This is a genomic window from Novosphingobium sp. 63-713 (assembly GCF_001898925.1).
In the GTDB taxonomy this organism is placed as follows: Bacteria; Pseudomonadota; Alphaproteobacteria; order Sphingomonadales; family Sphingomonadaceae; genus Novosphingobium.
This window is the reverse complement of sequence record NZ_MKVS01000019.1, coordinates 1-19,313: the sequence shown is the minus strand read 5'-3', so window position 1 is coordinate 19,313 and position 19,313 is coordinate 1. Positions and strand designations below refer to the sequence as shown.

The window sequence follows — 19,313 nt, the reverse complement described above, 5'->3', positions numbered from 1 at the left end:
GGCAATTCTCTCCTTTATAATTTTGTCTGTGATACATACTAATGCGCCGTCTGGCCGCCGTCGATCACAAATGTGGCGCCATTGATGAAACTGGCCCCATCGCTGCACAGATGCAGGACGGTGGGGGCGATTTCCTCGGGTTGCGCGGCGCGGCCGGAGATGTTCTGTGCGAAGAACATGTCGGTAAAGGCGTTGCTTTCGGCCCAATGGCGGGTCATCGGCGTGACGACAAAGCCGGGGGCGATGCAATTGGTGCGGATGCCCACCCGCGCATATTCCACCGCCGCCGCCTTGGTCAGGCCCGCCACGGCATGTTTCATCGCGCAATAGGCGCTCATATTAGGGTCCGCGATCAAGGCCCCCACGCTGGCCGTATTGACAATCGCCCCGCCGCCTACGGTCAGAAAGTGCCGGATTTCCGCCTGCATCGCATAGAACACGCCCTTGAAATCAACATCGATGGCCAGATCCAACTCCTCCGGCGTTACCTCATGGATGGGGCGCTGGGGCGGCAAAACGCCCGCATTGTTGAACGCGCAATCCATCCGCCCGAAATGGGACAGGCAAGCCTTGACCAAAGCCTCAACCGCCGCCGGATCGCGCACATCGGTATGGCAAAACTCCGCCTTGCCGCCCGCCGCCGCGATCATTGCGCGGGTTTCCTGCGCGCGCGGGTCGATGTCGCCGATCATCACGCTGGCCCCCTCGGCGGCAAAGGCAAGGGCGGTGGCCCGCCCTATGCCCGTTGCCGCCCCGGTGATCAGCACAGCCTTGCCCTCAAACCGCGCGCCCATCATGCGATCCCCGATTTGCCGGGGGCAAGGATATGGTTGGGGTCAAGCGCCTGTTTGATGGCGGCATTCACCGCGCGATTGGTCTCGCCATATTGCGCCGCCACCAGGTCCATCGCGTGAACCCCGGTACGATAGGAGCACCAGCCGCGATCGCCAAATCCGGTGACGAGTTCGCGATAGCAATCATCGGCGCGCTTTTCCTCGGCCGGGTCGCTCTTGTCATACAGCAGCGCGATGATGTGGTGCAATTCGCGCATGCCCACGGCAAAGGCGGCGGTATAGTCAAAGCCGTGACGCGCGAGGATCTGTTTGGCCAGATCGATCTGCCCCTGCGTCTCGCTGCCCTTGGCCGGGGCCACGGGCGCAAACCAGGCAAGGCCCCCGCCCGCGCCCTTCCACCGCGCAAGGCCCACTTCCTCAAGGCTGAGGCCGCCGCGCATCAGCGTGGCGTGGTGGTGGAACCACGGGTTGTCCTTCATCTGCTCCTGCGTCATCACATCGCCGTCGATGGCGGCAAAGGCGCCCCGGATGATGCGCTCGCTTTCGGCCACCTGCGCGGGCGTGCCGTAAAGCGCGATATAGGTGTTCCACATGCCCAGATCATGCTTTGCGGCGAATTGGGCGATTTCCTCATCGCTGACCTGTGCGGGTTTGGTGGTGACTTCGCCGCGCCGGTGGAACATGGCCAATTGATAGGCCGCCCCCATCATCAGCACCACATTGGGCACAATCCCGGCTATGCGCAAAGGCCGCATGGCATCGGTAATGCGTGCCACATCCTCCATCTTCTTGTGGCGCACCACCAGCGGTTTATAGACCGGCGGCGCGGGCATCAGCCACAGGCCCATTTTCGTCACCACGCCAAAATTCGACTGGGTGAAAATGCCGTCCAGATAAGGGCCATAGCCCCATTTGAACGCCTGCCATGCGCTGGGGTTCTTGGTGCTGCCCATGCCGGTTTTCAAAATGTCGCCATTGGCCATGACGACCTCCATGCCGCATTGCACCATGAAATGCTCACCATAGGGCGTATAGCCCACGCCGCGATCCAGCGTATTGCCGACCGGGCCGACAATCGGGCCAACGGTGGGCACATCGATCCACAGCGGGATATTGTGCTCGTCCAGATAGTCGCGCAGCTGCTGATAGGTGACACCCGGTTCGACCAGCGCGGTGCACAGCTCGGTATCGACCGAAAGGATGCGATTCATGCGCTTGAGATCGAGGACGATCTGGCCCGGCGCGGCGGTGGTGGTGCTGCCATAGCCCATATTCTTGCCGGTGCTGACCGGCCAGAGGGGCTGGCGATATTGGTTGGCGATTTTCAGGATCGCCTGCACCTGCTCGACATTTTCCGGCGCCACCGCGCCCACTGGCGCATGGCGGCCCGTAGGGTCGGGCGTATAGCTTTTCGACCATGGCCGCAGGCTCTCGGCATCGCCCGCCACCCAAGCATCGCCCACCACGGCGCGCATGGCCTTGAGCGCGGCGGCCAGATCAGCCTTGCTGACGCCCGGTGCCAGAACGGCGCCCTGCGCCATCGCCTGTCCGGCAATACCAATGGTCGCCGCCACGCCCGCGCCCAGCAATCCGCGTCTGTCGATGGTCGCCCCGCTCATTGGCCGTGCTCCTTGATGTCTTTGGGGGCCTTGGAAATCCATGCGGCCAGTGCGTCGAGTTCGGCGGGCGAGATTTCGGTCGGGCGCATCGCGGGCATCCCGTTGCGGCCCGCGCGCACCATCGCCTGAATATATTCAACCGGCAGTTTGCGGCCCAAAATGATCGGCCCCACATTGTGGCCGTGGCAATAGGCGCAAATGCTGGCATAGGTCTTGGCCGGGGGCCGCTGCGCCAGCGTCTGGCCCAATGCCTGCCCCGTTTGCGCCGAGGCGGGGGCCGCCAGCAGCATCAGCGGCAACAATGCCCAGCGCCTCATTTAAACCTCCCCAGCATCATGCCGCCATCGATCACCACATGGGCGCCGGTCATGTAATCAGAGGCATCGCTGGCAAGCAGCAGCGCCAGCGGCTTCATCTGCTCGGTTTCGGCCACGCTGCCCAAGGGGACGATGGCGTCCCATGCCGCGCGCACGGTGGGATCTTTCTTCAGCCAACCACCACCGATGTTGGTGACGAAAGGCCCCGGCGCGATGGCGTTGATGCGGATGCCGAACTCGGCAAGCTCCAGCCCCAGCGCGCGCACCATATGCAAAATGCCCGCCTTGGCAGGCATATAGGGCAGGCCGACAATCGGTTCGGTGACGAGGCCCGCATTGGACGCGGTGGCGATGATCGAGCCCCCGGTGCGACCATTGGCCCGACCCGGCTGCTTCATAACCCGCACGGCATTGCTGATCGTATAGAACATGCCGGACAGATTGACCGCGATCGATTTGTCCCAGCGTTTGGGATCATAGGTATCGACCTGCCCATCGGGGTTGCGATGGCCTTCGGGGTTCCAAAAGCCCGCCCCGGTGTCGATCCCGGCATTGGCAAAGCAGATGTCCAACCCGCCGAACACCTTGGCGTGATCGTCGAACACGCGGGCCACGGCATCGCTGTCGGACACATCGAGCGCAACGGCGCGCACTTCATAGCCCGCATCGCGCAGGCGCTGCGCCTCGCGCTCGGCGCCGGCCAAGTCAATGTCGCTCAGCGTCACCGCCGCGCCGCCTTCGGCCATCGCCTCGACATAGGCAAGGCCGAGGCCCGAGGCGCCCCCCGTGACCAGAGCGCTGCGGCCCGCGACCGAAAATCTGTCCAGAATTGCCACTGTGCCTGATCCTTTAAAGATAGAGCGCGGGGTTGATGGGGATGTTGTTTTCGCGGCAATAGGTCTCGTAGTGGTTCATGAACCACCACACATCGAGCGTTTCGACATGCTTGCCATCGGCGTCGTAAAACTCGTTGGCGCCCTGCATCCAGAACAGGGCCTTCATGCCGTCGGGATCATCGGTGACGAGCGTGTGGGCCGTGCCGGGCGTTTCGGTGATGAAATCGCCGGGGCGGCACACCCAGCCATATTCGAGATAGCGGAACGAGCCTTCCAGTCCGATGGCCCAGACCGGCCCGCGATGCTTGTGGGTGCCGATCACGCCGGGGGCCTTGATCCACAGGATGTTGCAATAGATGTTTTGCCGGACGTCAAACGCCAGATGGCGGATCGCCGCGCCCTCGCCAAAAGGCACCCACGGGCTTTCGCTCTCTTCGCGGCCGACATAGGTGCCTTCCACGCCCTTGTTCTTGATAAGATCGGCGTAGAGCTCCTCGACCTGCACGATCTTATAGGCCGAGGACGGCGGTGCTTTCATAGTGCCCATGGGCTGTTCCTCTTGTGGAGATTTATCGGATGAGCGTGTCGACATAGTCGGCGCCGATGCCGTTGCTCGCATAATGGGCGCGGGCCGCGGCGATGTAGTCGAAGACATCATAGTGGCCGGTGGTGTTGCCCGCCTCGTCCAGCCACATCAGCGGGCCGGAGACGACGAAGAACACTTTCATCGGGTCGGCATGTTCATAGCAGACCAGCGTGTGGCTCTCGCCGGGGGTTTCATAGACGAAATCGCCCGCGGTGGCCGTCCACTCATGCTCCAGATAGGCCCATTTGCCGCTGATCGTATAGGCCCAGATCGGGTGCGGATGGTAATGGCGGTTCACCAGCCCGGCCTGTTTGCTCATCAGCACATCGGCCCACATGTTCTTGGACGGGCTGATCCACACCGGTTTGGACGAGACGGTCTCGCTGATCGGCACCCAGTAGCGTTCGTCGCCCTCGGCGATCTTGGGCAAATAGACTTCGGGCAGGCCGCCCTCGCGAAAGACCTTTTCGACCGGCGTGATGTCTTTCCAGAATTCGCTGTGCGCTGTTTCGGGCATGGATGCCTCCTTCAAGGGAAAGGGCGCCGGACGGACGAGGCCCGCCCGGCGCAAGGCAGGGTCTCGATTAGAACTTGATGCCAAGCCGCGCGTACCATTCGGCCGGGCGGCTGTAGGTGCCGTAGATCTGGCCACCGGCATATTGCGCCTGACCCGTGGTCAGATAGCGCTCGTTGGTCAGATTGGTGCCGCCCACGGTCAGATCCCAGAACCCGCTGAGCGGCCTGTAGGTGGCGCTGGCGTTGATGACGGTGGTGGCGGGACGGTCGAGCAGGAAGGTGCCTTCGGTGTCATTCTTCATCTTGTCGGTGAAGGTGACATCGCCCAGCAGCACCAGCTTGCCATGCTTGCCCAGATCAGCCTCGTAACGGGGGCTGATGTTGATCTTGTATTTCGGAGTCTTGGGCAGGCTGGCCCCCGCGAACACGCCCGCCTGCGAGGCAGAGGCGGCCACCTGCGCCGGGCCGTCGACCGAGGTATAGACGGCATCGGTATAGCCCAGCGATCCGGTCAGCGTCAGGCCCTGGGCGGGCGCGGCGGTGAGTTCCAGTTCAAAGCCGCGAATGCGCGCAACGCCCGCGTTCTGGATGGTGGGCGAGACGCCCTGCTGGAAATTGAGCTGGATGCCGGCGTAATCGGTCTGGAACACTGCGCCGTTGATCTGAAGATGGCGATCAAAGAACTGGGTCTTGGCGCCCACTTCATAGGTCGTGGCCTTTTCGGGGCCAAAGCCGGGGGCATAGGGCAGCGGATTGGACAGGCGCGTGGTCCAGCCGCCGGTCTTGTAGCCCTTGGACCAGCTGGCATAGAGCATGATCGCATCGCTGGGGTGATATTGCAGGCCCACCTTGGGCGAGAAATTGTTGAAGCTCTTGTGCTGCTCGCCCGCAATGTAATAGCGCAGGGGCTGGCCCGGATTGGGGAAGTTGTTGTCGATGCGGCACTGGTTCGAGATCGGCGTCAGCGAGGCGCAATTGGGATCGCCGAAGAACTGGGCCAGCTTGTAATTCAAGCCATTATTGTCCGACTGGAACCCTTCGAACGTCTTGCTTTCATGGGTATAGCGCCCGCCCAGGGTGATGCCCAGCTGCTCGGTGAGCTTATAGTCGGCCTGACCATAGAAGGCGAAGTTCTTGGTGGACAGATTGTTCGGCCCGTCCACCTGCAGCAGGCCTTCGGCAAAGGTCACGTAATCATGCAGATTACCGCTTTCGGTGAAGTAATAGGCGCCCAGCACATAGTTGAGCTTCTTGTCCATCGCCTTGCCGGTCAGTTGCAGCTCCTCGCTGAACTGCTTCTGGTTCATTTCAAAGCTGGTGTGCAGGAAATCGAGCGGCGAACCGTCCAGATCCATGCCCGCCTTCCAATGCAGTTCGCGATAGGCGGTCACCGACTTGATCGTCATGTTTTCGGCCAGATCGTAATCGATGGTGGCCGCCCCGCCATAGGACTTCATTTTCGAGAAATTGTTGCCATTGGCATAGCTAGTGTCGATGCTGTTGGTCACAAAACGGTTGTCATAGGGCAGCCGGTTGTTGTTCGGATTGGCATCGGCATTGACGCCGTAAATCGAGGGCAGATCGACCACCGAATTGAGCCCGCCCCGATTGCCGACAAAGGCGCCCGACGGAGGCCCGCCGATAAAGCTGTCGCAAGGGCCGGTCACGCCACCCACGGTCTGGGTGGGATTGCCCGCGATGGCGCAATTATAGGTGCCCGCAAACACCGCCGGAAAGGTGGCGATGAGCTTGTTGGCGATCTGGGATGTGTCGATATTGCTGTAATCGCCGCTCAACGTCACGCGCAGGGCGCCGCCGTCATTGTAACGCAATTTGCCGCGCAGATTGTAATTGTTGTCACCCCCTTCGGTGCCGTAACCGCTGTTGTAATATCCGGCCGCCTTGAACGAGGTGATCGGGTCCTCGGCATAGTTCGAAGCGCCGGGGAACGGGATGCGGTGCATATAGCCGTCGCGGTGCGTCGTTGAAAAGCTGAGCGAGGAGGACAGACTTTCGGTGATCGGCAGATCAACCGTGCCCTTGGCCGAAAACATCCGGAAGCTGCCGGTGGTCACGCTGCCGGTAAAGCGGAATTCCTTGCCCGGATCATGGGTGACGATGCTGATCGCGCCGCCGATCGTGTTACGGCCAAACAGCGTGCCTTGCGGCCCTTTCAGCACCTCGACCCGCTCCACATCGGGCAGATCCTGGTTGGCGCCCACCGAACGGGCCAGATAGACACCGTCCAGATAGATGCCGACGCCCGGATCGATGTTAAAGGCAAAGTCATTGGCGCCAATGCCGCGGATATATGCCGAGAGCACGGCCGAGCTGCCCGAAAAGGGTGTGCCGGCGTCAAGCGTCACGTTGGGCGCGATGGCCGAGAGCGAGGCCACGCTGGTGACCGCGCGCTCCTGCAGCGCATTGGCGGTAAAGGCGCTGATGGCAATCGGCACGTTCTGCACGTTTTCCGACCGCTTTTGCGCGGTGACAACGATGGCCTCAATGCCGCCGTTATCCTTGGCCTTGGCCTCCTCATCGGCGGCAGATGCGGGGGCGGCAAAAGCGGGGGAGGCTGTGATCAGCCCGCACAGCGCCACACCCACGAGCAAAATGCTACGCATAGTTCCGGTTCCTCTCCTGACTGCCGGTCTTTTTACCGGTTCGTCGTTGTGTGAATTTAGCGACTGAAAAACCCTTGGCTTGCACTGTGACGCAAGGGATTGGGACAGAGACGCAAAATCAGGGCCGCAAACCTATTGCATGCCCCGCCATTGCGAAGGTGTGGCGCCATAGGCGGCGCGAAAGCAGCGGGCGAAATAGCCGCTGTCGGAAAAACCAAGGTCGAAGGCGATGGCGGTCACACTCATCGTCGGATTGACGATCAACAATTCGCAGGCGCGCGCCAGACGCCGCGAAAGAATATAGGCCGAAGGGGTCGTGCCCATCGCGGCAAAGGCGTTCTGCACCGTACGCACGCTGACGCCCAGCTCCGCCGCGATTTCGATCGACCCGAATTGCGCGCAGCCCAGATTGGCATCCACCAGCGTCTTGATCTTCTCGCGCAGGGGCCTGCAGGATTGAACAGGATGGTCCGCATCACGCACCGCAAGGCTGAGCAGATCGAGGAAGACGTTGGACACGCCCTGCTCCCATGCCGTATCGCCCCGCCCCTGATCGCCATACCCCTGGTCGCCCTGTTGCCAGAGCGAGAGGATGAAATTGTGCAGCAGGCGGCTGCCCGGTGTGGCCCCGGAAATGCGGCGCGAGAGGGCGGCATCGAGATCGGGCAGGCGCGCCTCCAACCCGGCGCGCGGCATTTCCACCACCAGAAACTCATGCTGACGCAGATCGATGCGATAGGGTTCGTTGGCGCTGGACAGCACGAAATCGCCCACGCCCAGCTCGGCCACCCGCCCGCATTGTTCATGGCGCGACCGGCCCGAATGCTGGACATGCAGCACCACCGCCTCGGGCGCCGATCCGGTCGGGCGACGCTGCACCAGGCTGCCGCAGGATCGCGGGCGGATCATCACCAGATCGCCCAGACTCCACCGCCGCATTTCCGCTTCAAAAGCATCCTTGCGCTGATCGACCAAGGTGCCGGGATAGGTCTCATTGGTCAGCCGGTTCCAGAAATCGAGACGCTCATTGGCGGCGATCCGGGCGGTGGAGAAATGTTCGATCGTGCTCATGTTGCCTACCTTTGCAAGATCAACGTACGCGCCGGGCCAGGACGGCAGGCGCGGATTCCAAAAGCCCCAGCGCCAGCACCGTGGCCGCCAGAGCAAGACCGAGCATGATCCACAGCGGCGCGCCCAGCCCCCAGACATCGGCCGCAGCCCCGGCGACAAAGGGGCTGAGCACACCGCCCAGCACCTCGCCCGCGCCCATCACCATGCCGGTCAGTGTGGCGGCCAGACGCGGATCGACCGATTCCGAAGGGATCGTGGCCATGAACATGGGGAACAGGCCATTGAGCCCCCAGCCGAAGAAGAAAATCGCCGCCAGCCCCCAGCTTCCGCCCGTGTAATAGAGCGCGCCCAGCGGCAGCAGCATCCCCAGCGCCGAAAAGCCGATCATCACCGGCTTGCGCCCGATGGCATCGGATATGGCGGGCACCAGAAAGCTGCCCAGCCCCGCCGAAATGCCCAGCACCGCCATCATCCAGCTCATCGTTTCGGGCGCCATGGCGCGCACCTTGGTCAGATAAAGCGGCATGAAAGCCCAGCACACCACCAGATAGCTGACCAGCAGTACGGCAATCGCGGCGCACAGGATGACATTGCGATTGGCAAAGGCCTCGCGCATCGTCACCTTGGGGCGCTCGGCATGTTCATGGGCTTCCCGGGGCGGTTCGCGCAGGGTGAAAGCGATCAGGGCGGCCGTGACGATGCCGGGCAGCGCAGCCAGATAAAAACCCTCGCGCCAGCCCCATGTGTTGGCGATCCACACCAGCACCAGCGGCGCCACAAAGGAACCCAGCAGGTTCGACCCCAGATTCTGTCCGATGCCCATCGCCATACCGCGCCGCGCGGGCGCCACTTCCTCGACGATCATCGCATGGCTGACCGGCATGATCCCGCCTTCGGCCACGCCCATCAGCAGGCGTGCGGCAAACAGCACCATGAAACTGCCCGCCGCGCCCGATACGAAAGAGCACAGGCAAAAGGCAAGGCTGGCCCAGACGACGACGATCTTTTGCTTGCCCATCCGGTCCGACAGGCCGCCCACCACAAATCCGGCAATCGCCCATGTCAGCGACAGCGCGCTGGAAAGCAGGCCGACGGCCTTGTTGCTGAAACCCAGATCGTGCTGGATAAAAGGCATCAGGAAATTGGGAGCGTTCCGGTCGAAAAAGACGATGCCGAAATTGAGGCTGAGCAGCCCCACCACCCAGATCTGATAGGCCGCGCCGCGCCTTGTGGCGGCATTGGGATCGGGCGCGCTCATGCAAAAGGCCTTACGCGATCAGAGCCATCCCAATTCCGGGCCGCCGCTTGAAAACGGGTAAACGCCTCGTCCATGCCCGATGTGGCGGGGATCAGTTCGAGCATCCCTGGATCATTGCGCCCATCGTCCAGATAGGCCACTGCGCCGCCGGTCGGCACCTGCGCCCGGTAGGCGACCTTATAGCCGCGCGCCTCATATGCGGGGATTTCGGCATCAACATCGCTCACCGCCACGCCGATATGGTGAAAACCATAGCCGCGCCTGTCGATCAGATCCTTGTAAACCGAAGGATTATTATCCAGCGGCTGGATCAATTCGATGCACATCGACCCGGCAAAAGCCATGGCGATGGCGACATCGCCGGTGGCCTGCGCCCCGCGATAGACATGATCGGGCGCCAGAAAATGGTCGAGCAGGAACCACGGCCCCACCCGCGCCTCGTCAATCCACCAGTCAATCGCCTGATGAATATCGCGCACCACATAGGCCGTCTGAATCGTCTGGCCCACGCGGGCGCCAAAGCCCATCGCATGCCCTTTCGGCAATTGCATCGCTCTCTCCTTTACCGGCGCGAGGTCCATGCCCCGCGCTCTGGTTCTTGCGTTTCGCGGCCTAGGTCACAGGCGTATCACCACTTTGCCGAACAGATCGGGCGAGGCCTGATAGGCATAGGCGGCCTTGGCCTCCTCCAGCGTAAACACCTTGTCGATCACCGGCTTGATGCCATGGGCGTCGATAAAAGCGTTGAGCCTCTCGGCCATGCCGCGCGATCCGACGAAAATGCCGCGCAGATTGGCCCCCTTGAACATCAGCCCATGGGGCGAAGTATTGCCCTCACGCGTCAACACCCCGATCAGCGCGATTTCGCCCGCAAAGCCCACCGCCGCGATGGATTGCGCCAGAGTTCCGGCGCCGCCCACCTCGACCACATGCTCGACGCCCGCCTTTCCCGACAGGGCGGCCGCCTTGGCGCCCCAGTCGGGCGTGGTGCGATATTGGATCGTTTCATCCGCGCCCAGCGCCGCCACGCGCACCAGCTTGTCATCCGAACCGCTGGTGGCGATCACCTGCGCGCCCGCCGCCTTGGCGATCTGCAACGCCAGCAGCGACACGCCCCCGGTGCCCAGCACCAGAACATGCTCGCCCGCCGACACCGGATGCGCTCCTTCCATCAAGGCGTTCCATGCCGTCACCCCGGCGCAGGGCAGGCAGGCCGCCTCCTCAAAACTCAGGCTTTGCGCGATCCTGACCACACCGTTTTCGGGCAAGGCAACATATTGCGCCAACATGCCCCTGGCCCCCGCCGCGCCCAGTGCAGGCCCCATCGCGGGATTGGGCGGCCCATCCATCCAGTTCTGGAAAAAGGTCCCCGCCACCCGGTCGCCCACGGCAAAGCGGGACACGCCCTCGCCAACAGCCACAACCTCGCCCGCGCCATCGGAGAGCGGCACGATATCCTGCGTCACCGGCCCGCCCATATACAGGCCGAGCGGGATCATCTGATCGCGGTAATTGAGCGAACAGGCCCGCACCCGGATCAGCACTTCTCCGGCACCGGCCACCGGCGCATCCTGTTCCACAAGCTGCATGGCGTCGAGGCTCGTCGCCCCCTTGCGCAAGATCCAGGCTTTCATCCTATCCCCCGATGGGGCGCTTTGCCGCCCTCTGAAGGCCCGCTTCGTCTTCCGGCGGCCTCTGGTTGCTATAGGTCATCCAATCGGCGCCGCTCCGCAAGCGCTGAAAATTTCATCTGGTGAAACTTCATCCATCAACCAGCCGGCCGATGCGCGCCGCAATGCCCTGAAGGTTGGATAAATGGCGCAGGGCCACTTCCTCGACCACGGCGCGACGGGCAGGCCATGTGATGTTGATGGCCGCAATCGGGCCATTCTCGCCATTGACCGCCACGGCGATCGAATTCTTGCCGTCGCGCAGCACCGTTTGCCGGTCACGGTCCGACCATGGATGATGCGGCAGGCGCGTTGACCATCCCCGCTGCCGGGTCTGGGCAATGATCGCATCGATCTGTTCGCGCTGTTCGCTCGTGGCGCCGGGCGGGGTCAGGCGGGCAATGATCGCGTCGCGCTCGGCATCGGCGCAGGCGGAAAGATAGGCGCGCCCCGTGGCCGTATGCAGATAGGACAGTTTGGCCCCCACCGGCCCCAACGCGGCAAAGTCAAAACGGGCGACCTGACCATTGGTTTCGATGATTTCCATATGGTCGAACCGGGGGATGGCGATCACACTGGGCCAGACCACCTGCGCCGACAATTCGACCAGCAGCGGCGAGGCGATTTCGGCCATGCGGCACACACGATCAGGCGCCGCCGCACCCGCCGCGCCCGGCAACCACAGGCCATCGGCCAGACGCCGCCACACCAGCCGCCGACTGGCCAGCGTTTGCAACAGGCGCAGGAGAGTCGCCTTCGCCAGGCCCAATTGCTGGTGCAGCGCGTTGAGGCTCAGCCCCCCGCCCCCCGCCGCCCTGATGGCCAGCAGCACATCAAGCCCGCGTTCCAGCGCGCGGATTGATTTGACGCCCGATTGCCGGGCCATGTTGTCTTCACCCAAAGCCATGCCGCCCCCCGTTTCACGCTGTGAAATTTACCGCGCGAAATGCATTAGGCAATCCGTGTCGGCCATGAAAATATCGGCGTCAGAAAAAGCCTGCGGCCAATGGACCAGCAAGGCATGAGAGAGGATCCGAACACTATGGGCGATGCGTCGCGCAAGAATGTGATGCTGATCATCACGCAGGATACCAAACAGGAAGAGGCCCGTTTCGTGCGCGAGCATCTCGAAGGCGCCGGGGCCAATGTCGTGCATCTCGACCCCAGCGTCCGGCGTGATCTGGGGGGCGCCGAGATCGGGCCGGATGCCGTGGCTGCGGCGGCCGGATCGACCATTGCCGACATTCTGGCGCTGGGCCATGAAGGCCAGATCCATGAAATGATGATCGCAGGCTCGATCCGCGCCGCGCATGAATTTGCCGCGCATACGCCGATCCATGGCATCCTGTCGGTGGGCGGGTCGATGGGCACCGCACTGGCGGGCGCCTTGATGCAAAGCTTCCCCTATGGCCTGCCCAAGCTGATCGTTTCGACGATGGCGTCGGGTTTCACAAAGCCCTATGTAGGCGTGCGCGACATCGCCATGATGAATGCCGTTACCGATATCGCCGGGATCAACACGATCAGCCGCGATGTCTATCGCAACGCCGCGCTGGCTATTGCGGGCATGGCCAAAGGCTATGACGGTATGCCCGTTTCCGAGCGCCCGCTGGTGTTGATGACCACTCTTGGCACCACTGAGCCGACCACCCGCGCGATCCGCCAGGCGCTGGAGAGCGATGGTTGCGAGGTCATGGTGTTTCACTCCTCGGGCGTGGGTGGGCCGACGCTGGACGCGATTGCCGCCGAGCGCGATGTGGCGCTGGTGCTGGATCTTTCGGTGACCGAGATCATCGACCATATGTTTGGTGGTCTGGCCGATGGCGGCCCCGCGCGCGGCACGGTGGGCATGGCGCGCGGCATTCCCACGATCTGGGCGCCGGGCAATGCCGATTTCATCATCGGCGGCCCGATCGATGCGGCGCAGGTGCAATTCCCCGGCAAGCGCTATCACAAACACAATCCGCATCTGACCGCCGTGCGCACCGATCTGGCTGATCTGGAACGCATTGGCGACAGGCTGATCACGATGATGGGGCAGGCCAAGGGGCCGGTGGCCTTCTTCACCCCGCTGGGCGGTTTTTCCAGCCATGACAGCACGCAGGGCCACCTCTACGACCCCAGCCTGCCGCCGCCCTTCGCCGAGCATATGCGCCGATCCATGCCGCAAAACGCAAAGTTCCATGCCATCGACGCCCATTTCAACGATCCCGCCTTTGCTCAGGCGATCATTGCCCATGCCCGAAGCCTGCTGGGCCAGCCCGCGATGGTGGCGGCATGAGCGCGCCCTTTCTCAGCCCGGAGGATGTCGGCGATGTTGTCGCCATCCTTGACGGCAGCAATTACCGCGAACTCGACATTGCCACCGCGCGCTTTCGCCTGAAAGTGCGGCGTGATGGAGATGGCGGCGGATGGTCGCAGGAATGGCAATGGGCGGCCCAGCACGCGCCCACCCAGACCACCAGCACCGCCGCGCCCGATACGCCCGAGGGCCTTGTCGCCATTCGCGCGCCCCTGCCCGGCACCTTCTATCGCGCGCCCGCGCCCGGCGCCGCGCCCTTTGTCGAACTGGGCAGTCAGGTGCAGGCCGACACAGTGGTGGGCATTGTCGAAACGATGAAACTGATGAACCCGGTCCATGCCGGGGTGAGCGGCGAGGTGGTCGCCTTTGTTGCGGGCAATGCCGAAGCGATCGGCCATGGCGCCGAGCTGATCCACATCCGGCCTGCCGCCTAAAAGGAAAAATCATGATCCGAAGGCTGTTTATCGCCAATCGCGGCGAGATCGCCCTGCGCGTTGCGCGCACGGCGCAAAGACTGGGAATGACCGCAATTCTGGGCGCTTCGCAGGGCGATGCGGCAAGCCTGCCCGCCATGCTGGCCGACGAGGTGGCGCTGGTTGGCCCCGCCCCTTCGGCGCAGAGCTATCTGGATGTGGACGCGGTGATCGCAGCGGCGATGGCCGCGCGGGCCGATGCCATTCACCCCGGCTATGGCTTTCTGTCGGAAAACGCCCGGTTTGCGAAGGCAGCAGCCGATGCCGGCATCATCTTTGTCGGGCCGGACATCTCCAGCCTTGAGGCGATGGGCGATAAGCTGATGGCGCGCGCGGTGGGGCAGGCCGCCGGATTGCCGGTGGTGCCGGGCGGAGAAGCCTCGACCCCGGAAGAAGCCTTGGCCCGCGCCCGTGAAACCGGCTTTCCGGTCCTGCTCAAAGCCGTGGCGGGCGGCGGGGGCAAGGGCATGAAGCGGGTGGAGCGCGAGGAAGACCTGATCCCGATGATCGCCATGGCCATGGCCGAGGCGCAGGCTTCCTTTGGCGACCCGCGCGTCTATGTCGAACGTTTCATCGCCAGCGGCCGCCATGTCGAGGTGCAGGTGCTGGGCGATGGCGAAAGCGCGATCCATCTGGGCACGCGCGATTGCTCGATCCAGCGGCGGTTTCAAAAGCTGGTGGAGGAAGCGCCTGCCCCGATGCTGCCTGATGCCACGCGCAGCGGGCTGGAGCGGGCCGCCGTCGCTCTGGCCAAGAGCCTGCATTACAAGGGCGCGGGCACAGTGGAGTTTCTGGTCGATGCCAAAACGGGCGATTTCTACTTCCTTGAAATGAACGCCCGCATTCAGGTCGAACATCCCGTGACCGAGGCGATCACCGGCGTCGATCTGGTCGAGCAGCAATTGCTGGTGGCGGGCGGCGCGCGGCTCAGCCTGGATCAGGACGCCATCCGCCCGCGCGGCCATGCCATCGAAGTACGCATCAATGCAGAGGACCCCGAGGCCGATTTCCGCCCAAGCCCCGGCACGGTGACGCGCGCGGCATGGCCCGCAGGCCCCGGCATCCGCGTGGACAGCCATATCGCCAGCGGCGGCATGATCCCGCCCTTTTACGACTCGCTGATGGGCAAACTGATCGTGTGGGGCGAGGATCGGCCCGCCGCCGTGGCACGGCTCGCCTGCGCGCTCGATACGCTGAGCATCGAGGGCGTGGCCAGCACCACCTCGCTCCACCGCCGCATTGCCGCCGATCCGCGCTTTATCGCGGGCGGGGTCGACACGCGCTTTCTGGAAGGGCTTTAAACCATGGCCGAAATTTCGCTTGTCGATGTCTCGATCCGCGATGGCAACCAATCTCTGTGGGGCGCGACCGGGCTGAACACGGCCCAGATCCTGCCGATTGCGGGCGCGATGGACCGGGTGGGCTTCAGCGCGATCGACTTCACCTCCTCGACCACCATGGCCGTAGCGGTGCGCTATTTCCGCAATGATCCGTGGGAACGCATCCGCCGGATGCATGCGGCCATGCCCAACACGCCGCTACAATTCATCACCACCGGCCTGCGCTTTATCGCCTGGCAACAGGCCGATCCCGATTTCATGGCGCTGGCCTATCGCCTGTTGCAAAGGGCGGGGATCGGCAAATTCATCATCCTTGATCCGATGCATGACGCCGATGCGGTGATCGAGGCGGCGCGATTGGTCAAACGCGAAGGCGGGGCGCAGGTGATGGGCGCGCTGACCTTCACGCTCTCGGCCATCCACACTGATCAATTCTATGCCGATTTCGCCCGGAGGCTGGCGGCCTGCCCCGATATTGACTGCTTCTATCTCAAAGACCCCGGCGGGTTGATGAGCCCCGAAAGGGTGCGCAGCCTCGCGCCTTTGGTCAAGGCCGCCATCGGCGACAAGCCATTGGAAATTCACGCCCATTGCACCATCGGCTATGGCGGCCTGACCAGCCTTGCCGCGGCCGATCTGGGCATTATCGATGCCGTGCATGTGGGCATTGGGCCTTTGGGAGATGGCTCGTCGCTACCAGAAGCAGGGCGGATGCTGGCCAATCTGCGCGCCGCGGGGCATACCGTGCGCGCCGACGAGGCGATGCTGGCCAAGGTTTCGGACTATTGGTGGCGGCTCGCCCGCGCGCAGGGCCTGCCGGTCGGTACGCCGCAGAGTTTCGACGCCAGTTTCCTGCGCCACCAGATCGCGGGCGGGGTGATGACCACCACCCGCCGCCAATTGGCCGAACTGGGGCTGGAGCATCGCTTTGACGAGGTGGTGCTGGAAACCGAGCGGGTGCGCGCCGAACTGGGCTATCCGATCATGGTCACGCCTTTTCCGCAAATGGTGATGAGCCAGGCGTTGTATAATGTCATCGGCGCGCGCCGTTATGCGCAAGTGTCGGATGAAATCCTGCGCTATGTCATGGGCAAATTCGGTCGCCCGACCAGTCCACTCGACCCGGCGGTGGAGGCCGCGATCCTAGACCGCCCCCGCGCCGCCGAAATCGCCGCCGAACCACCCTTTCCCACGCTGGCCGATTTGCGCCGCAAATGGGGCCATACCATGCCTGACGAAGAATTCTTGCTGCGCGCCGTGATGCCATCGGATCAGATCGACGCGATGATCGCGGCCGGGCCATCGCCTGCGCATTACAACCCCGACGCGGCCGGAATCCTGCAGCTGCTCAAGGAATTGGCCGCGCGCCCCGCCGCGCGCGACATTGTGATCGAGAGCGGCTCCACCCGCCTCGCCCTGCATGGAGGCGCGCATGTTGCCGGATGATTTGGCCGAGAAAATCGCCGGGGCGCGCGGGTTCATCTTCGACATGGACGGCACCATCGCTTTGGGCAATGCGGCCAGCGGCCAGCATGAGGCCCTGCCCGGAGCGATCGAACTGCTGGCCCGCCTGCGGCGGCGCGGCATCCCGTTTCGCGTCTTCACCAATGGCACGGCCAAGCCGCCTGCCGCCTATGCCAGGGGCCTGCGTGCGGCCGGTTTCGATCTGGCCGATGAGGAGATGATGACCCCATCGACCAGCGCGGCGATCTGGCTGGAGCAACGGGGCCTGCGGCGCGTACGGATGCTGGGCGATCCGGGGACGGAAGCCCCGCTGGTCGAACGCGGGATCGAGGTGATCGGGCCGTCGGACAGGGCGCAGGTGGACGCGGTTTATACGTGCTGGTTTCGCGGCTTTACCTTTCCCGATCTGGAGGCCGCCTGCCAAAGCGTGTGGGACGGCGCGCGCCTGACCACGGCCAGCCATGTGCCATTTTTCGCCACCGCCACGGGGCGCGGCATCGGGTCCAGCTTTGCCATCAATCAGATGATCGCCTCGCTGACGGGCAAGCGGGCGCGGGTGCTGGGCAAGCCTTCGCGGGTTGCCCTTGATGTGGCCATGGGCGCGATGGGCCTGCCGCGCAGCGCGGCGGCGCAGATGGTGGTGGTGGGCGACGATCCGGCGCTGGAAATGGCAATGGCGCGCAAGGCGGGCGCCATCGGCATCGGCATGACTACCGGATTGATGCGGCCCGACACGATCCACGCGCTGCCCCCCGGCCAGCAGCCCCATGCCGTGATCGACCGATTGAGCCTGATCACGCAGGCCCTATCGGGCTAGAGGATCTGGCGCCGCCTCGGCTCCTGAAGCCGATCGGCCAGCAAGGCGAGGGTTGCCTCGTCTTGCTGGCCATCGAACCACCGCGCCAGCGCGGAACGAAAGGCGCCTCCGCCCCCGGCTGCGAGGAAGAGCGTCAGGCAGGAGCGCAGCTTCATCGCGTCCACAGGGCCAAAGACCATTTCGGGCGCAGACAGATCCAGCCCATCAAGCGCCGCCACGCAAGCCCGCAACCTTGGCCCCAGCACCGGATGAGCAAGATAGGCCCGCGCCTCATCCAAAGAGCGGATGGCATAATGCCGGGCCATCGCGCTCTCCCCCAAACCGGCCATTTGCGGAAAGATGAACCACATCCAGTGGCCCGTTTTGGCCCCGACGCTGATCTCGGCAAGCGCGCCGTCAAAGGTGTCGGCCTGAGCGGAGACAAAGCGCTGGAGGTCAAAGGGGTCGGTCATGGTTTAGCCCTTCCGGGCCTGCGCCATGAGCGCTTCCTTGCGCGCCGCCATTTGGACGCCCAGATCCTTGAGGTCGACCTTCGTGTCGCGCGCTTCGGGAAACATCTCGGTCTCTTCCTCCTCAACGTGATGGTTCACATATTCGCCCAGAACCGTTACCTTCGCGTCAAACAGGCGGTCGCCGGCCTTCATGGCCTGAATTTCGGCAATCAAATGCTTGGCGCTGGCATGTTCCACCTCCGCTTCGTCCAGCAGGTCATCATCATCGATGGCCTCGCGGATGGCGGGATAGAAAATTTCTTCCTCAATCTGGGTATGCACGGTCAGCGCCAGACAGATCTGATCGGCCAAAGCCTGCTTCTCGCTGTCTTCCTCCAGCGCTTCAAACTGCTTGAACCAGGTCTTGACCTCCTTGTGGTCATCCTTGAGCAGTTTGATCGCGTCGGCCGGTTTTGCGGCGGCGCGTGCGCTTTTGCGCGCGGTTTTGGATCCGGCCCTGGTCTTTACTGAGGCTTTTGCCGTCTTTGTGCTGGTCATCAATCTCTCCATCTTATCGCCCGCATGATTGCTGAGCCTAGACGGACGAAAGAATTGGGCGGGAGCAAGGTGCCGCAGCCGGGAAAATTTTATGACGGGGAGTGTCGAGGCAGGCTGTGATTTTCATTGAAAGGGCCGGACCGATCTCTCAACCTTCAGGACCCGTCCACTCAAAGGAAACTAAAGGTCATGCCGGACAATCTTCTGCAGATCGGGGCACCGATCGATGGCAACGAAACCTTCGAAGACCTGCTCAGCCGCCCCGGCCTGCGGATCGAGCGCATCGTCTCGCGCGGGCATGTGACGCCTGCCGATCGGCCTTACGTGCAGAATTGGGATGAATGGGTGCTGGTCCTGCATGGGAAGGCCCGGCTGTTGATGGAGGGGAGCATTGAGCATGTGCTGGAAACCGGCGCCTGCCTGCTGATCCCCGCCGGTACGCCTCACTGGGTCACCTATACCGCCGATCCGACCATCTGGCTCGCGATCCATATTGAGCAGGGTTGAAGCGGAAGATCTTGGAGCCGGGGGGCGCTTCTTTTTGCCTCCGGCGGGCAAAGGGCGGGGGCCCTTTGCAATCCCGTTACTGGGGGTGGTGCTGGTTGGCTGGGGGTGGTTTGTGGTTCGGGGGTTTGAA

Annotated in this window: 20 protein-coding genes; 6 read left to right on the top strand and 14 right to left on the bottom strand. The window is 63.4% G+C overall.

The window, feature by feature from the left end; translation table 11 throughout:
- Nucleotides 1-38 precede the first annotated feature (38 nt).
- From BGP00_RS08385 to BGP00_RS08330, 12 genes are all read right to left on the bottom strand, one after another.
- On the bottom strand, nt 39-794 hold the full coding sequence (locus tag BGP00_RS08385; protein WP_292925739.1) for a glucose 1-dehydrogenase: 756 nt from the start codon (nt 792-794) through the stop codon (nt 39-41).
- On the bottom strand, nt 794-2,413 hold the full coding sequence (locus BGP00_RS08380) for an FAD-binding oxidoreductase (protein WP_168602032.1): 1,620 nt from the start codon (nt 2,411-2,413) through the stop codon (nt 794-796). Before BGP00_RS08380 ends, BGP00_RS08385 begins: the two co-directional genes overlap by 1 nt.
- On the bottom strand, nt 2,410-2,730 hold the full coding sequence (locus tag BGP00_RS08375; RefSeq protein WP_292690278.1) for a cytochrome c: 321 nt from the start codon (nt 2,728-2,730) through the stop codon (nt 2,410-2,412). Before BGP00_RS08375 ends, BGP00_RS08380 begins: the two co-directional genes overlap by 4 nt.
- Entirely contained in the window at nt 2,727-3,566 is an 840-nt protein-coding gene (locus BGP00_RS08370) for an SDR family NAD(P)-dependent oxidoreductase (protein WP_292690276.1), read from the bottom strand. The genes BGP00_RS08375 and BGP00_RS08370 overlap by 4 nt, the downstream gene beginning before the upstream one ends.
- Nucleotides 3,567-3,579: 13 nt before the next feature.
- The gene (locus BGP00_RS08365) at nt 3,580-4,113 is read right to left on the bottom strand and encodes a 2,4'-dihydroxyacetophenone dioxygenase family protein (protein ID WP_292690274.1); all 534 of its coding nucleotides are present in this window, start codon (nt 4,111-4,113) and stop codon (nt 3,580-3,582) included.
- 22 nt (nt 4,114-4,135) lie between these two features.
- Nucleotides 4,136-4,669 carry a 2,4'-dihydroxyacetophenone dioxygenase family protein gene (locus BGP00_RS08360; RefSeq protein ID WP_292690272.1) on the bottom strand — a complete coding sequence of 178 codons (534 nt, stop codon included), beginning with the start codon at nt 4,667-4,669 and terminating at the stop codon, nt 4,136-4,138.
- A 67-nt stretch (nt 4,670-4,736) separates the two neighbouring features.
- On the bottom strand, nt 4,737-7,292 hold the full coding sequence (locus tag BGP00_RS08355; protein WP_292690270.1) for a TonB-dependent receptor: 2,556 nt from the start codon (nt 7,290-7,292) through the stop codon (nt 4,737-4,739).
- Nucleotides 7,293-7,424: 132 nt separating this feature from the next.
- Nucleotides 7,425-8,363 carry a helix-turn-helix domain-containing protein gene (locus BGP00_RS08350; protein WP_292690268.1) on the bottom strand — a complete coding sequence of 313 codons (939 nt, stop codon included), beginning with the start codon at nt 8,361-8,363 and terminating at the stop codon, nt 7,425-7,427.
- A 19-nt stretch (nt 8,364-8,382) separates the two neighbouring features.
- Nucleotides 8,383-9,621: an MFS transporter gene (locus BGP00_RS08345; protein ID WP_292690266.1), complete on the bottom strand. Its 1,239-nt coding sequence runs from the start codon at nt 9,619-9,621 to the stop codon at nt 8,383-8,385.
- A complete protein-coding gene (locus BGP00_RS08340; RefSeq protein WP_292690265.1) occupies nt 9,618-10,172 on the bottom strand; it encodes a VOC family protein in 555 nt (184 codons plus the stop codon). The genes BGP00_RS08345 and BGP00_RS08340 overlap by 4 nt, the downstream gene beginning before the upstream one ends.
- Before the next feature lie 66 nt (nt 10,173-10,238).
- The gene (locus BGP00_RS08335) at nt 10,239-11,255 is read right to left on the bottom strand and encodes an NAD(P)-dependent alcohol dehydrogenase (RefSeq protein WP_292690263.1); all 1,017 of its coding nucleotides are present in this window, start codon (nt 11,253-11,255) and stop codon (nt 10,239-10,241) included.
- Nucleotides 11,256-11,382: 127 nt separating this feature from the next.
- The gene (locus tag BGP00_RS08330) at nt 11,383-12,198 is read right to left on the bottom strand and encodes a helix-turn-helix domain-containing protein (RefSeq protein WP_292690261.1); all 816 of its coding nucleotides are present in this window, start codon (nt 12,196-12,198) and stop codon (nt 11,383-11,385) included.
- 114 nt (nt 12,199-12,312) lie between these two features.
- Between BGP00_RS08330 and BGP00_RS08325 the strand changes: the two genes are divergently transcribed.
- Genes BGP00_RS08325 through BGP00_RS08305 form a run of 5 tightly spaced genes read left to right on the top strand, consistent with a single transcriptional unit; the run spans nt 12,313 to nt 17,687 of the window.
- Nucleotides 12,313-13,572: a Tm-1-like ATP-binding domain-containing protein gene (locus BGP00_RS08325; protein WP_292690260.1), complete on the top strand. Its 1,260-nt coding sequence runs from the start codon at nt 12,313-12,315 to the stop codon at nt 13,570-13,572.
- Nucleotides 13,569-14,027, top strand: a complete 459-nt coding sequence (locus tag BGP00_RS08320) for a biotin/lipoyl-containing protein (protein ID WP_292690258.1) — start codon at nt 13,569-13,571, stop codon at nt 14,025-14,027. The genes BGP00_RS08325 and BGP00_RS08320 overlap by 4 nt, the downstream gene beginning before the upstream one ends.
- A gap of 11 nt (nt 14,028-14,038) precedes the next feature.
- On the top strand, nt 14,039-15,367 hold the full coding sequence (locus tag BGP00_RS08315) for a biotin carboxylase N-terminal domain-containing protein (protein WP_292690256.1): 1,329 nt from the start codon (nt 14,039-14,041) through the stop codon (nt 15,365-15,367).
- A gap of 3 nt (nt 15,368-15,370) precedes the next feature.
- Nucleotides 15,371-16,852 carry a biotin carboxyl carrier protein gene (locus tag BGP00_RS08310; protein ID WP_292690254.1) on the top strand — a complete coding sequence of 494 codons (1,482 nt, stop codon included), beginning with the start codon at nt 15,371-15,373 and terminating at the stop codon, nt 16,850-16,852.
- Nucleotides 16,839-17,687 (top strand): HAD hydrolase-like protein, encoded by an 849-nt coding sequence (locus BGP00_RS08305; RefSeq protein ID WP_292690252.1) that lies wholly within the window; start codon nt 16,839-16,841, stop codon nt 17,685-17,687. Before BGP00_RS08310 ends, BGP00_RS08305 begins: the two co-directional genes overlap by 14 nt.
- Here the strand turns inward: BGP00_RS08305 and BGP00_RS08300 are convergent.
- Together BGP00_RS08300 and BGP00_RS08295 are read right to left on the bottom strand one after the other, a co-directional pair.
- On the bottom strand, nt 17,684-18,139 hold the full coding sequence (locus BGP00_RS08300; RefSeq protein WP_292690250.1) for a DUF1810 domain-containing protein: 456 nt from the start codon (nt 18,137-18,139) through the stop codon (nt 17,684-17,686). The two genes, BGP00_RS08305 and BGP00_RS08300, sit on opposite strands and share 4 nt — an antisense overlap.
- Nucleotides 18,140-18,142: 3 nt before the next feature.
- Entirely contained in the window at nt 18,143-18,676 is a 534-nt protein-coding gene (locus tag BGP00_RS08295) for a hemerythrin domain-containing protein (protein WP_292690249.1), read from the bottom strand.
- Between the two features lie 189 nt (nt 18,677-18,865).
- Here BGP00_RS08295 and BGP00_RS08290 point away from each other — a divergent pair, with 189 nt between their 5' ends.
- A complete protein-coding gene (locus BGP00_RS08290; RefSeq protein ID WP_292690247.1) occupies nt 18,866-19,183 on the top strand; it encodes a cupin domain-containing protein in 318 nt (105 codons plus the stop codon).
- Nucleotides 19,184-19,313 lie beyond the last annotated feature (130 nt).